The 14558-nt window shown below is 40.5% G+C and carries 9 protein-coding genes and 2 CRISPR repeat arrays (1 of these 11 cut by a window edge); of the genes, 1 reads left to right on the forward strand and 8 read right to left on the reverse strand.

Annotated features, from left to right (window positions below; genetic code table 11):
* Positions 1-1461: a CRISPR direct-repeat array (repeat unit 35 nt; unit sequence CTTTTAACTTCTTAGCAAGTTTAATTAATGGAAAC); it begins 985 nt to the left of the window's first position.
* Between the two features lie 28 nt (positions 1462-1489).
* The 7 genes from IM515_RS08930 to IM515_RS08960 form a co-directional block, all read right to left on the reverse strand.
* Positions 1490-3376 (reverse strand): RAMP superfamily CRISPR-associated protein, encoded by a 1887-nt coding sequence (locus IM515_RS08930; RefSeq protein ID WP_287627008.1) that lies wholly within the window; start codon positions 3374-3376, stop codon positions 1490-1492.
* Positions 3373-3768, reverse strand: a complete 396-nt coding sequence (locus tag IM515_RS08935; protein ID WP_287627007.1) for a hypothetical protein — start codon at positions 3766-3768, stop codon at positions 3373-3375. Before IM515_RS08935 ends, IM515_RS08930 begins: the two co-directional genes overlap by 4 nt.
* On the reverse strand, positions 3765-4682 hold the full coding sequence (gene cmr4, locus IM515_RS08940) for a type III-B CRISPR module RAMP protein Cmr4 (RefSeq protein ID WP_287627006.1): 918 nt from the start codon (positions 4680-4682) through the stop codon (positions 3765-3767). The genes IM515_RS08935 and cmr4 overlap by 4 nt, the downstream gene beginning before the upstream one ends.
* On the reverse strand, positions 4679-5917 hold the full coding sequence (locus IM515_RS08945) for a type III-B CRISPR module-associated Cmr3 family protein (protein WP_287627005.1): 1239 nt from the start codon (positions 5915-5917) through the stop codon (positions 4679-4681). The genes cmr4 and IM515_RS08945 overlap by 4 nt, the downstream gene beginning before the upstream one ends.
* 6 nt (positions 5918-5923) lie before the next feature.
* On the reverse strand, positions 5924-8917 hold the full coding sequence (cas10, locus tag IM515_RS08950; RefSeq protein WP_287627004.1) for a type III-B CRISPR-associated protein Cas10/Cmr2: 2994 nt from the start codon (positions 8915-8917) through the stop codon (positions 5924-5926).
* A 493-nt stretch (positions 8918-9410) separates the two neighbouring features.
* Positions 9411-10115: a CRISPR direct-repeat array (repeat unit 35 nt; unit sequence CTTTTAACTTCTTAGCAAGTTTAATTAATGGAAAC).
* 365 nt (positions 10116-10480) lie between these two features.
* The gene (locus tag IM515_RS08955; RefSeq protein ID WP_287627003.1) at positions 10481-11086 is read right to left on the reverse strand and encodes a Uma2 family endonuclease; all 606 of its coding nucleotides are present in this window, start codon (positions 11084-11086) and stop codon (positions 10481-10483) included.
* A 52-nt stretch (positions 11087-11138) separates the two neighbouring features.
* Positions 11139-12425 (reverse strand): HlyD family secretion protein, encoded by a 1287-nt coding sequence (locus IM515_RS08960; protein ID WP_002765382.1) that lies wholly within the window; start codon positions 12423-12425, stop codon positions 11139-11141.
* Between the two features lie 580 nt (positions 12426-13005).
* Here IM515_RS08960 and pstS point away from each other — a divergent pair.
* The gene (pstS, locus tag IM515_RS08965; protein WP_287627002.1) at positions 13006-14019 is read left to right on the forward strand and encodes a phosphate ABC transporter substrate-binding protein PstS; all 1014 of its coding nucleotides are present in this window, start codon (positions 13006-13008) and stop codon (positions 14017-14019) included.
* Between the two features lie 424 nt (positions 14020-14443).
* Here pstS and IM515_RS08970 read toward each other — a convergent pair.
* A partial coding sequence (locus IM515_RS08970; protein ID WP_287627018.1) for a transposase occupies positions 14444-14558 on the reverse strand: 115 nt, incomplete at its 5' end.

The raw sequence follows: 14558 nt of genomic DNA on the forward strand, positions 1-14558 counted from the left end.
ATGGAAACTTTATTATTTTACCATTTTGCAACATGGAATTGGCCTTTTAACTTCTTAGCAAGTTTAATTAATGGAAACCTTTTCTTCAAGTAATATTTGAAGTGTCTGTTCTATTTCTACTTTTAACTTCTTAGCAAGTTTAATTAATGGAAACCCTTTCGGGGTTAGCTTGTAACGGATACTTTCGTCGAAATCGTCTTTTAACTTCTTAGCAAGTTTAATTAATGGAAACCTGATAGATTGTTCCCGATGCCAGTATTTTATCGGCTAGTCTTTTAACTTCTTAGCAAGTTTAATTAATGGAAACGATAAAGCGCGGTTCGCCGCTTCAAAGTTTTTATAGGCAACTTTTAACTTCTTAGCAAGTTTAATTAATGGAAACGATAACGATGGATCGACACCGGATAAGATGGGGTTTTGTCTTTTAACTTCTTAGCAAGTTTAATTAATGGAAACTTAAAAAAACTATTCCACAGGATCACACTCCGCCTCTTTTAACTTCTTAGCAAGTTTAATTAATGGAAACAGCTGGAGGATTGTTCGGTGCTCTCTTTCCAACTCTTTTAACTTCTTAGCAAGTTTAATTAATGGAAACCTGTAAAACCCTGAACGGACGGCGGCGCTAAATATGATCCTTTTAACTTCTTAGCAAGTTTAATTAATGGAAACATTGAACCCATGCCCGAAACGGAAGCACGATAATCTCCACTTTTAACTTCTTAGCAAGTTTAATTAATGGAAACGGTAAAAGAGTAGGATCTATCATTATTGCCGAAAACCTTTTAACTTCTTAGCAAGTTTAATTAATGGAAACTGAAGAGTCGGCACTATTGGCCTGTTCTAGCCAATCTTTTAACTTCTTAGCAAGTTTAATTAATGGAAACCCAATCTCCCGAGCAAGGAGAGGGGGAAGGAGACTTTTAACTTCTTAGCAAGTTTAATTAATGGAAACAACAAGGCACGAATTATTTTCACTTGAAAACCAATATCTTTTAACTTCTTAGCAAGTTTAATTAATGGAAACGTTTACAATCCCCTGTTGCATCATATAGTGACGCAACTTTTAACTTCTTAGCAAGTTTAATTAATGGAAACCTTTTACCTTCTCTCGAAGGGAGGTGCATTTATCGAACTTTTAACTTCTTAGCAAGTTTAATTAATGGAAACCTCAGAAATACACTGCCTTTCGGCAGCCTCTCTCAGGCTTTTAACTTCTTAGCAAGTTTAATTAATGGAAACGGTGTAGGGGCGATCCTTTCCCCAATCACTACCAGCAGACTTTTAACTTCTTAGCAAGTTTAATTAATGGAAACCATCCAACGGAGTAGGGGCAATTCATGAATTGCCCCTACTGCTTTTAACTTCTTAGCAAGTTTAATTAATGGAAACAAAAGGCCACCCCACCAAAATTCAGGGATTCCATCGACTTTTAACTTCTTAGCAAGTTTAATTTTTAAAAAATCTCTGAGTTGGTTGGCATCGGGCCAATTTACTGAATTTGCATAGGGTTTAATGAGTTTAATTGTTGAATAAATGTAGCGCGATCACGCTGGTTAACTCCAAAAATTGTTACTGTTTGATAAGGTTCCTGTTGTGGGGGAAAATTAGATTTAATTAACACATAAGAAGGTGTAGAAGCAGTTTCTCCTCGTTGGCTGATTCGTCCGCCAACATTAGCATTTCCATTTCCTTTTTGATTGACACCTTTAAAGCCACTACTATAAAGGAAATCCAACCCTTTTCCCCGTACTTCTGACCTTAATCCTTCGTTTTGCCAATTATTGACAGTTCTAGGATATTTTAAACTAGGACAAGAAATTAAATAAATTTGAGTCTGACTATTCAAAACGTCTTGAGAGCGATTGCCAGGATTTCCGGGAGGACAATTAGCAGGATTTCCTATGGCAGACTGTAGGGCAAGCAAAGAATCTCTTACCTCTCTAAGAAACTGCTGCCATAGTTTTTTATCACGAGGTAGTTTTTTAGTGTCAACTTCCCAATGGCATCCCCTTAATCCTATTGGATTATTCCAATGCAATGATCGTCTCGATCCTCTCCCAATTCCTGCTAAATGAGAAGATAATTGCAATAACTTTTCTGCTAAGTTGAGAGCATCCTGATTTTTAGCTTCTAGTAGAATATTACCTTCACAAAAATAAGGACGATTGCGATCACCTTCTTCCTCTTCCCAATCTACAGAAATACGAATTAGTCCTTCTTGAGCTTTCGGTTCAATAGTACCAAATAACCTACCTTCTAAATCTTTACATTGCTGCGGTGAATAAATACTTAATCCTACTGCACGAAACCAATAACGCAGGGTCCCTCGCACTGCTACGGGACGAAATTCATTATTTCCCTGATATTGATTATCTTTAGTGGGAGGATTTGCGCCATATATCCCTTGCGTCCATAATTTAAAAGCATGGGAAGAGTGATGAGACAAACTAGAAGCAACAGATGTTCTACCATACCCCGCACTAACCCGCGAACCAATTCCTGCTGATAAAGCTATTTGTAACCAATCTTTGACTGTGCTGACATCTTCTAATTTACCTCTGCTAGTACGAGTCAACCCAATTAAAATCTCAGGTTCTTCCATTGACAACAGATAATGGGGGACAGGTTGATAGCATACTCGGTTATTTTCCCAACTCCATTGAGGATTAGCGATATCTACAGTCAAACAAGGTGCAGTGGGAAAAGCATCAAGAAATTGAACGCAACCGATACCATCTTCTAGTTTCCCCAGAAGTCGATTTACCTCAGCTTCTGGTCGATGTTGTCTTGCCCAAGCTCTTACTACACCTTTTAAACTACTAGAAGGGATATAAGGTACACCATAGACTGGATGAAATACAGGAAGAAGTAACTCCTGAAAACCGCGCATTCCCCCTACACGCAGCCTCCAGATGAATTCAACAGTCAGAGTTTCATCAGCTAATCGTTTAGTTTTCTCAGTTAATTGTTGGTATAAAGACTGACAAGTTTTATCCGCCGCCGCCGCTTCTATTAGAACTGGTTTAGCTGTGTCATTATTATTAAATAATCGATGATTCAGTGCTTGTAGAGGACTGGTTAATTTCCGACTGGTTGGATTATTTGTTCTTGCTGTCGATCTTGTCATTGCAGTAATGGAGGAAGGGGCTAACTGTCCAACTTTGAAATTAATCTTTTGATTTTTCCAGTGTGGCGGAAACTTGGCTTGTAATTTCTGCCATTTAGCACTTGCTTTTTTTTTCGCTTCTTCATCAGAAAAATAAATAGTTATTTCTGTACCTATTTCTAACTGACTATCTTTATACAAGTCATAAAGAGGATTTTTATCTTTTTGGAGTTTTTCCAAAAATTTCTGCCATTCTTGTTGTGCTGTCATGATTGTTCTGCCTCTCCTAAGACTGCTGGCGACCAAAAAGACCACTCTTTTGCTAATTTAATTGCCAAGTGATTGAGGGCGGTATATTTTCTTAAAGGCATATGAATTAATGTGCCTTGATCATTAACATCAAAATCTGCCTCGCTAAACTCTTTGAGCTTAGTAAGAAATTTTTGATAAACTTTCCCTTTATAGCGTGTATCTTCGGCAGTTCCACCGAGAAATTTTTGCATATCTCCACTAAGTCGATGCAGTCCCCAAGTAGATATATAAGTGCTTAATCCTTGAACTAATCCACTAGCTTTTTTGTGGTAAGTTACTGCTAACTCACTTTTTATTTCAACTAAAGCGTTATGTGCTTGTTTGCTAAATTGACGCGAATCTAATTTCATTTTTGACTTCCTGTAATAGTTTCAGTAGTTTCAATTGTTTTTAGATCGCACCAACCGCGACCTAATCCTTCTAGACCTCCAAATTGTAGTTTATTTTTAAGTAATTCGCTAGTTTTTCCTCGAATATTCTGAGTATTTTCGGTTTGTTTGACAGGTTTCATTCCCCAAGGAAAGAAAAGTACAGTTTCAGGGGGAATGGCTTCTTCCGAGCGAAAAGAACCACCTTTAACAGTTTTTTCGCCTTCATTAAGAGCAACGCGCACTTCTCGCTGCAATCCCGTTTCTACCAAAGCAATACAGTCTTCATCATCCACAATGACTAGCTTTTTCAGAAGCTGATTAATCATCCCATTAGCATTAGTAAGATTTTGAAGAGATTGTGAGAGGCTATTAGAATCATTAGTATTTAGTTGCCCTAGGGCATTTTGTTGCAGAATTGCAGTTTGCAAGTAAAGGGGTTCGGGTGTAAAGCTAACTAAAGCTGGTATTGCTTCTGTAATTTGCTCTCGACAGTTTTGAATTAATTGAGTTAAAGGGGAATTTTTCAACCAACGATTCCAACGTTCTAGCCAGAGAGGACAGGTAATCCAGACTAAGTGATGACTTAAGGATGCGATCGGAAAAAACAGGAGAGTTGCCTCAGCAAACCAAACTTCTCCTTCTGTGGGTTGTTGTCCATCTTTGATTTTTTGACCGAAAAACTGAGAGACTTCTTTTGCTAATGCTTTTTCTTCTTCACTTTGAGGATTGCTCGGTTCTAAGGCAGAGCGAATTTTACCTCTCAAGGAGGAAGCAGGAAGATAGGGAAACTCGGTATGGACTTCGCGGGCGATTCCCATTAAATTGCCCTCATCAGCACTTCCGCCCGTGTGTAAAGGGGTCAGCAGATATAGATATGTTAAATAAGTATTCATAATGGTGTATTACCCCATAATAATTTACCATAGTTGAGTTTTTGAAAACTGGTTAACCAATTCCCCGTCGATTCAGGTTTAGGTAAGAGTGCCTCAGTTTCAGATGGAATCTGGTTAAAGATATAGACAGTTCCAGGTGGAACAAAGGCTCGTTGTGGCAATAAAGCAAATTCCTCATCTCCTTTTGCTTCTGAGTTAGGGGATGATGATCCCGAAGAAATCTGCGAAGTGGTGCGCTCCTGATTCTCTTTCCCACAGGAAATAACTAACTTGCGCCTAATTTGAGAAACACCACCCCACAATAAAGGACGATCGCTGACACATCCTGCTAAGATGGATTGCCAATCACAGGGATAAACGCCATAAACGGCTTCCTCCTTAACCGCTAGTCCGGGGGTGAGTAAATAAGCAAAATCACCTGTTGTATTGGTCTTAGGATTAAGCAGTGTTTGATCAGCATCGGACAAAGTAAATGGGATGACAATCGCCCGATGTCCTTCTCCTCCCAACCGTACTACTGTTTTCGCTAACTTTATACTAATTCCCGCTACTAATCGCCAACCTGGTTTAAGACGAATCGCTACTTCAGTAAAATAGCCATCTTCATCTTTTACTTGTCGCTTATCCGCTTGCATTTGAATATGAGGCATGATCTGCACATTCCAAGGATCATCCTGAAATTGTGTAGGATCTTTAAGTTCTTTTCCTTGTAGATATTCGCTTAAAGCTTCTGCTGTAATCCAAGGATAGGGACGACAGAAAAATTCTCTTCTGTTCTCTTCTTCAACTAGCTCTCTAAAAGGAGCTACCATTGGAGCTAATCCCGCCTCGTCGAACAACAAATGTTCCCAAGCTTCATCTGTTCGATCAACAGGTTGAAGACGTAAAGTTCGATGCCAATCCGAAGCTGTATCGTCTAAATTATCTTCTCTTTCCTCTTCTTTTGTTTCCTCATCTTTTGGCTGACTCTTTTTGCTCCAACTCACTGCAACTAAATCCTTAGGAGTGGGGAAACATAATCTATCTTGGGGACTTAAGAGAAATGGCCCCATAAAATCTAAATCTTTGACATCTTTGGATAAAGTCGAGCGCAATGCTTGAAAAACTGTACTGGGAAACGGGGGAAATAGTCCTTTTGCCCAAGCACTCTCCCCTGGACTAAAAGGTTTAGCTTCCCGAAATAACAATACATCTAAAGGAGTGATCGCATACCAATACATTTGCTGTTCATCCATAGTTTATTACTCCGTTTCTCCCCATTTCATTTGTTGCATCCTTTTGTCATTCCAGAAAGCACTAAACCGCAAAAGATTAGCTAAATCCTTTTCTGTCGTGCCTAAAGGTACTTTTTTTTCAGTTTTATTTTTATTTACTTGATTATAGGTTCTATAAGCCCAGTTTTCCCACTGATCCAACCAATCGAGCAAGTTTTCTTGAATATGAGACTCTAGTGTTTGATCTCGACGGTTGATGATCACTTGTGCAGCTTTTCTCAATAGGCGATCGCTTTCAGTAACACAAGCATGAAGTGGTAATTCTTCGGCTAATCGATAGAACAACGCACTTAAATCTTGCTGATCATACTGCATAAAATTCCACCATAAGTCTAATAACTCCCCTTTCATCAAGGCTTCTAAAGTATTACCCGAACCATAAATCACCCGAAAACAGAGTCCATCTTTTCCATATAACTTTTTAGCACGGTCTTTTTCAGCCGTCCACAGGCTTTCTAATACGGTAGGAAGAGGTACACTTTTATGAGCGATAACAATGCCTAGACTCATGGTTGCCCCATCTCCCATCGTAAAATAGGGACGTTGTTGTAATCCTTGCAGAGATTGTTTAGGAGTCCAGTAACCCCCCTCTGTGCTGAATTCTCTTTCTGGATCTGGGTCAGCACACCAAGCAGCACGAAGTGATCGCAAATATCCCGGTAAATCTGCTAGAGGTAACACTGCCATCACATCATCACCGCCACTATAGACGACTTTACCACAATAACGTTCTTCCGTAAGGTAGGGTACTAAGCGATTAGAAAAGTCTAATAAGGCGCGATTTAACCCGACATGGGTTGCTGGCCCCATGCGTTTTTGCGTTGCTAGTAAATCTGGGTAATCTTGATGATTTTTGACATTTTCTGCGATCGCATCTGTGATTAAATACTCTTTGTATTTCTTTAATTTTGATCCAGAGACATATTTCCCCATCCCATCCCCATCACCGAGGACAATTACCCACCAATCGGCTGGACTTCCTTCGCCAAATTTTGCTTTTTTATGCGCTTCTTCAACTAAACTTCTTAATGTTGCTGTTTCTTGAGCGTTACAATTCATGTCATCAGCTAACCATTTACTGGAAAACATGACTCCATTAAAATTCTGTCCATTCCTATTTTCTGGATTAATTTGCCGATCAACTTTTGATATCTGATAAGGACGACCACGAGTACGGGAGGCAAAAGTGTCTGCTTTGTTAGGCAATTGTTGGTTAATAAGCGTGTTAAGACAATTCCAATAGTTGCGTGTTTTTTGTCCTCCTTTTTTAAAATCTTCGCAAGTAAATCTTGCAGCAGCAATAGAACTTAAATTAGGAAAACGAATTAAATTATCATAGTTAATATCATCTTCTTGCCCTAGATTAATTCCCAAAGATTCAGCAACTCCCCCATATCGCCAAGCCATGCGTTTTGTTAATTCGATCGCATTCAATTTTTCTGAGCCATTAAATAACCCTGGATAAACTTCAGCCATTAATCGCCAAAATAGACGCATTGATCGAGCCGAAAGTCCACCTCCATTTTTAAACTGCCCGTGATAATGTAATTGGGGATGGACTGCGCTAAACTGACCCGATAAAGTGGAACGTTCCCCAGGTGCTGTAGGAATTGCCCAAGTGCGAGTATTTTTTACGGCTTGAATAGACTGTCCCAAACGAGCTTGTAATGCCCCCCACCAAGTACCAGTATTTATCTGTTCGTAAAGGTTTTCTTCGGCTGTTGTAGGTAAAGATTCAGCTAAATGGGGAGGGGAGATCGCATTTTGAGCTTGTTTCCATTGCTGATAATTTTCCTCTGTAGGATTAATAGTTAAGGGCTGGTCTGGATTGCCTAGAGGCATTGCAGTCCAGTAAGTTTCCCAAGTTTTCTCTATTTGTGCTTCCCAGAGTTTATTCCACTCCCAACAACTACCATGATGTCCTATCTGCCATTTTTTTAAATCTCGTTTACATATTTCTTGTTCGCTTAAAAACTCTTTTAATAATATTTCATCTATTTTCTGCTGATTTTTAGTATCTTTAAGAAACTCTAGGGTTCGTTTTTTAATATCTTCCCTAACTTTTTTGGCAATCTCTGACCATTCTTCTATTAAACATTTTTTTAATTTCTCTCCCAATTCTCTAGCTGCTTCTTTACCAGGAACTAAAGCCGTAATCACATTAGGAAATCCAGCCGTACTTAAACTTGCAGAGATGCCATTATCAAATCTACCAACTGGAGATATTCCGTCTTGAAAAGAAGCAAAATTAGCCGCAAAATCTGGATATTTTTTAACAATTAAAGCATCGATAATTTCTTGACTCCAAAGAGAAGGAGTAATCACAGCATCAGACCCATAAGTTTCGGCAATATACCAACAGAGTTTAACACTGAGATAGTGCAGTAGATAGGAACCTGCCCAAAAATCGACAAATTTTCGGGATGCTTTGATAAATTCTTGTACTGGGGAGAAGGTAAAGAGAAAAAGATAGGGATGTTGGGATTTACCTCCTTCTTGCCAATGTTCGGGATACATCGCCCCAACTAGAGCGGAAACGGTACTTTTGTAGCTATGTAGGGGACAATCAGGAAGGATGCTGTGAGCAGGATAGAGGAAAAAATCATTCTGGTTTTGTCGGATGAGTTCGGGATAAAATCGCCAAAACCACCAAAATAGTTTTTCTATATCTGTTTCTGAGGTAATCTCTGCGGGAATTTCTGGTCGTGAGTCTTGTGAAGTAATATTTCGAGTTTGTCCACTGATGGGATGTTTCACGCTATTAATATTAGTGCCTTGAGCCTCTCCTAGATTAACGCGATCAGAGGAACTAGCTATTTGCTGGGGTAACTCTTCCTGTCCTTGTAACTCTTCTGGGTGAATAGACTGTAATTGCTGCAAAATGGAGTGGTCTTTTAGCAAGGCACAAAGTTTACGAGAATAGAAATTTGTTGAATTAATAGGGGACTCTGATTCTGGCATAATCATAAATTGCTAAGGCCTCTCTTTAAACTTTATCACGAAAACGAAAATAGTTAAGCAAAATAATTGATTAACTATCGCATCTGACAGGGGGACAAGCTAATAACCTAGAGAGCATCTCATTTATGCAAATGAGTAATTATACTTGTCCCTAAAACTGTTTTCTAGCAAGGTTTTCAATAGCTTGACATAAAAACCTGATTTAGGGGTTACAAAGGTGAGATGCTCCCGATCTCATAGGCATTAACGTGGAACAATTTCTATTGTTTTATGCCGATGGAATGGGGGGGTTCTCAACATTTTTCGCGGGTTAGACACAATGGCTGAAAATCTATATTTTTCGTTGAGGTGCGTCGATGCTTTGCCCAGTAAAGCTTTGAGCCTCATGACCGAGGTAGTTATTGAGAAATATTATTAATAATCTCTATGCTTTTCAATATCCCACGAAAAATCGTTGTACAATCCTTATACAGCCTAGTTTTGGCAAGCTAGTCTTTTAACTTCTTAGCAAGTTTAATTAATGGAAACAAACGCATTTTGCTCAGACATGTTGGCCTCTTTTTTTGTTTTCTTTTAACTTCTTAGCAAGTTTAATTAATGGAAACGCAGGGTTAACTGTGTTTGCTGCGCTTCATCTTGAAGCTTTTAACTTCTTAGCAAGTTTAATTAATGGAAACAAGTGGGCTGCCGTGATTAGTTGGTTGGCATTTTCAGGCGCCTTTTAACTTCTTAGCAAGTTTAATTAATGGAAACCATCCAAGTAGGGGCAATTCATGAATTGCCCCTACTGCTTTTAACTTCTTAGCAAGTTTAATTAATGGAAACGATAGCTTGCTCCTTAAGCTCCTCGTCATCCCAATCTTTTAACTTCTTAGCAAGTTTAATTAATGGAAACCATAAACACGATCTCCTTTGGTGTGTTAGATTTATCTTTTAACTTCTTAGCAAGTTTAATTAATGGAAACATGAATTTTCCTGCTTTGGTTACGATGAAACTTTTTTCCTTTTAACTTCTTAGCAAGTTTAATTAATGGAAACGCTTTTGGCCCTAGAGTCTGCACAGTCCGTGCCGCAGCCTCTTGCGGCACGGACTCTTTTAACTTCTTAGCAAGTTTAATTAATGGAAACCCAAAAAAGTCACCTTACAACAGGTAACTATGATTCTTTTAACTTCTTAGCAAGTTTAATTAATGGAAACCCTTGTTGTTGCAAAGCAAGATACTCGACTCTTCTAGGTTCTGTGTGAGCATGGTATAATGGCAATACAGAACAGGAGGTGGGTTATGTGGATAAATTTTAATCAACTCCTCGATTTACCAAATGTAACAGGTTCTTCAGTTTGTATTATGTAATGGAGGGGAGTTATAAAAGATGGAACCCTTATAGAGAAAGACGTTTGGCGATTTTTGTCAAGTGTTTTTTATCTAGAGCGAACTAATCAATTAAATTTCTTGCCAGATAAGGGTTTAGTCAATTTATGCCCTCTGATCGAACCATAACAAGTAACGAAGAACCATATTTCTGAAACAGTTGAGGTTATTAGTAAAGGCAGACCCGTTTACATCAACGAGGCATAACATCGTTGAGAGAGAGTTGAAGATCGGGAAAAATAGGAGAGGAAATCAGTTCTCCCAAACGGTATTGCTGTTGCCGATAAACTTCATCAAGTAGTTGGCAGACGGTAAAAGTGGGTTGTTTGGGTTTGCCGATAAAGGCAATTCCTCCTAATCCGCGATAATCGACGATCCAATATTCAGGAATTCCCAAAAGCGCGTATTCTTCCACCTTACGAGCGTAATCGGTCTCCCAATTGCTACTGACCACCTCGACAACTAATTGAATCGATCGGGATAGGGTAATTACAGGTTCTTTGTCCCAGATGGGTTCTAGGGGGAGAACGGTCTCATCGAGAACGACAACATCGGGACGACGAGCCGTGGCCGCGTCGGTAAAAGGGCGGATCAGACAGGTTCGGGGAATGAACCAAGGTTTTCGCGCTTTAATTAAAGCCATACCGATGTGGGTCGCTATTTTACCGCTAACCGTTTCATGCGGTCCAGTCGGTTCCATATCGATTAATTCTCCATCGGCTAATTCGTAGCGAAATTCATTGCCATATTTTTGTAAAAAATCCTCGAATACCAGAGGTTTTTGGGATAGGTAAGTCATCTGCACTCCCGATGGCAAAGCCCCTCAAGATAACGATTTGTAATTAGTTGAATTATATACCAATTTTCAAGTCAATTTTAGCATCGGCGGGCATCCCGGGTTTAGCGTAGGTTTCCGACTGATCGATCGCTAATCTGACACCAAACACTTGCCGGACGCGATCTTTTTGGAAGTAAATATTTTCGGGAGTAAAGGCAGCTTTTAGATCGATCGCACTAACTTTAGCAGCTAAGGGGCGATCGGGATCGGAGTCGAGAAATACCTGCGCTGGTTTGCCCACATAAATTTTGCCGATGTCCCCTTCTGGTATATAGGCGCGCAGATAGATCGATTGGGGATCGATGACGGTGAGCAGGGTTTTCCCACTGGTAACTACGGCCCCCGGTTGCAAGGGACGATCCTGAACGATGCCATTAATCGGGCTTTTTACCTGCATGGAGTCGAGACGTTTTTGTAATTGTTGTTGATTAGCGATCGCCGCTTGTAAATTTGCCCGGGCTATGGCTAATCGGGCCTTAGCTTGTTCTTTTTGTTGTTGGTAAGCGCTTAACTGATTACTGCGAATGACGGAATTAAGGGCTGTGGAACGGGTTTGGGCTAAATTTCCCTGGGCTGCTCGCAGTTGCTGCCTGGCAGTGTTAACGGCGGCTTGTCGTGCCACGAGAGTCGCTTTAGCGGTGTCTAAGTCTGCTTTGGCCGCGTCGGCATCGGTACGGGTGCGATCGAATTGTTGCTGGCTAACTACTCCTTGCTTAAATAGTTGATCGTAACGTTCTCGATCGGCTAAAGCCAGTTTTAATTGGGCTTCTGCCCTGATTATTGCCGCTTCTGCCTGTTTTACCTCCGCTTTGGCCTGTTCTACTGCCGCTTGACTGGCAGCAACGTTGGCGCTCGCTTGGCTAACTCGTCCGGAGGAGTCTTCTTTTGCTTGCACTAAGTTCGCTGCCGCTTCTTGAATGCGACTTTCGGCCACGCTAATATCTAACAATGCTTGTGCTTCCTCTTGTCGGGCGGCGTTAACGGACGCGATCGCTGCTTGCAGTTGTTGATTAACTTCCTCATCGACGATTACTGCGATCACTTGTCCTGCTTTGACTCGATCGCCCTCCCGGACTAAAATTTGATCTACTCGTCCGCCAGTTTTTGCCCCGATATCAGTTTCGTCTGCTTCAATCCTGCCACTGACATTGAGTACCGTAGCTGGGGGGACCGGGGCAAAATGTCGCCAACCGAGATAACCGGCGGCAATCACAACAGCTAGGGGCAACAGCAACCGCGGGTTGAATTGCCGTTTTTCCGGGGCTACCGGCAAGTTAGGAACGGGGTGCGATCGAGCCATTACCTTTATCTCTCAAATTTGGCCAAGGTTGATACTTCGATTTTAAACGATAACTAGGGGCGCAATTTTTGAGAACTTATAAGTAGTCGTGGACAATTAATTTCCTAGTTGAGACAGGAGACCTTTCAGTTATCAGTAAACAGTGATCAGTGAATTGAAAACTCACATCTGATAACTGGTAACTGATCAATGAAACTGATTCAAGGCTTACGGCTAACAGCTTAGAACTGTAATCAATTTTGCTTAGGTAGTAAAATTAACTAGCAAAATACCAATTTTTCATAGTATTTGAGATGCGCTTATCCCGTTCTAATCTGTAATGATGGGATCAATTAGTTTTTCTTGGCATCGGCTTAAACCTCGTCTATTTTCCCTAGAAAATCTTGCCGATAAAATTACTAACTAACTACTTTTCTAATCAAGGTTTAAGGTTAAGGGTGATTAAAGTAAGCTTAACTAAATCTTAACCAAAAAAAACTAAAATATTTCTAGATTTAAAAGTAATATTTGTGCCTTAAACTATATTTTGAAGAAAGTTCAACTTTCTTCAATTGTGCAGAATTCTTCAACCAGAAAACTTATGATATTCTCAACTGCTACCCTAACTCGTGTGTGTGCTGTCTCCTTCGCCACGGCAGCGGCCCTAGCAGGGACGATGGGAGAAGCTTTCGCCCAAACCCTGAACGGTGCAGGAGCCTCCTTTCCCGCGCCCCTATACCAGCGTTATTTTGCCGACTATAAAAACGCCACTGGTGTCACCGTTAACTATAATTCCGTCGGTAGCGGTGCTGGTATTCGGCAATTTATCGCCGGAACCGTCGATTTTGGGGCTTCCGATGCCGCGCCTTCTTCCTCGGAAAAAAGCCAGATGAAAAACGGTTTATTGCTGGTTCCCACCGCCGGAGGAGCCGTCGCCGTGGTTTATAATCTGCCGGGGGTAAATAACCTGCAAATTTCTCGGGCTAACCTGGGTAAAATCTTCAGTGGTGAGATCACCAACTGGAAACAAGTAGATCCGAAACTGCCCGACCGACCGATTAAAGTAGTGGTTAGGGCTGATGGTAGCGGTACTACCGAGATTTTTACTTCCCACCTGAGCGCTATTAGTCCTTCTTTCAAAAGTAAAGTGGGAACCAGCAAAGAACCTAACTGGGGTTTTACGGTTCTCAAGGGACCGAAAAATGATGGTGTGGCGGCCCTGGTTAAACAAACAGAAGGTTCGATCGGTTACGTTCAAGATACCTTTGCCCGCAAAAATGAAGGGGCAACCATGAGAACCGCTAAAGTTCAAAATAAAGCCGGTCAATTTGTCGAACCGAGTCTCGCTCAAGCTAACAAAGCTATGGAAGGGATCAAGTTTAACGCCGATTTTACCGCCAATATGGACGATCCGAGCAATGGCTATCCGATCGTCGGGATTACTTGGTTATTAGTACCGAAAGACTACGCTGATAACAAAAAAGCGGCAGAAATTAAAAGACTGTTGACTTGGATTCTCACCACCGGTCAAGGTATTAACAATCAATTGGAATTTACCCGGATTCCTCAATCGGTGACTGAAAAAGTTTTAGCCGAAGTTAACAAAATTAAATAAATACTTTTGTATTAGTTTAAGCTTGATTGTCACCGCTTTCCAGTAAGATGGAAAAAAGTTACTGGTTAAGTCCATAACTAATAACTGCAAGTATTTCTTTTCTCTGGGCTGAACAATGTTCAGCCCCTACAGTTGTATTTTAAACAACTGATAAGTAGTCAGTAGTTGTTAAAAATTGTCAGATTGCCCCCTTATCAAGGGGGCAGGGGTGATTAAGGGGGGACTAAGGGGGGTGCCGATCCCCCCTTAATAAGCTATCCATTAGTCACATCTTTCTTAACATAAAATTTGACAAAAAGAGAAAAGTGTGCAATATGGCTCAAGGGGGTTCTGTGGGGTGACTAAGCTAAAACGCACTTAAACCACCTAAAATAGAAATAGTAACTTGAGAAAAATTCGGCTCTTCGTTACTCTTTATGCTAAATCAACAGACAAGATGCCAAGATAACATACTTCTAACCCAAAAATTCCGAAAGTTTCTCAAGCCATAGCCTCTCCGTTTTATTAGTTTAAGTTTATTGTTGATTCCCTCGACCACC

The organism is Microcystis sp. M44BS1 (assembly GCF_020244875.1).
In the GTDB taxonomy this organism is placed as follows: Bacteria; Cyanobacteriota; Cyanobacteriia; order Cyanobacteriales; family Microcystaceae; genus Microcystis; species Microcystis panniformis.

Excerpts from the sequence above, each read along its gene's own strand:
- IM515_RS08930 (WP_287627008.1), bottom strand. The coding sequence starts at position 3,376 with ATGACAGCACAACAAGAATGGCAGAAATTTTTGGAAAAACTCCAAAAA.
- IM515_RS08935 (WP_287627007.1), bottom strand. The coding sequence starts at position 3,768 with ATGAAATTAGATTCGCGTCAATTTAGCAAACAAGCACATAACGCTTTA.
- cmr4 (WP_287627006.1), bottom strand. The coding sequence starts at position 4,682 with ATGAATACTTATTTAACATATCTATATCTGCTGACCCCTTTACACACG.
- IM515_RS08945 (WP_287627005.1), bottom strand. The coding sequence starts at position 5,917 with ATGGATGAACAGCAAATGTATTGGTATGCGATCACTCCTTTAGATGTA.
- cas10 (WP_287627004.1), bottom strand. The coding sequence starts at position 8,917 with ATGCCAGAATCAGAGTCCCCTATTAATTCAACAAATTTCTATTCTCGT.
- IM515_RS08955 (WP_287627003.1), bottom strand. The coding sequence starts at position 11,086 with ATGACTTACCTATCCCAAAAACCTCTGGTATTCGAGGATTTTTTACAA.
- IM515_RS08960 (WP_002765382.1), bottom strand. The coding sequence starts at position 12,425 with ATGGCTCGATCGCACCCCGTTCCTAACTTGCCGGTAGCCCCGGAAAAA.
- pstS (WP_287627002.1), top strand. The coding sequence starts at position 13,006 with ATGATATTCTCAACTGCTACCCTAACTCGTGTGTGTGCTGTCTCCTTC.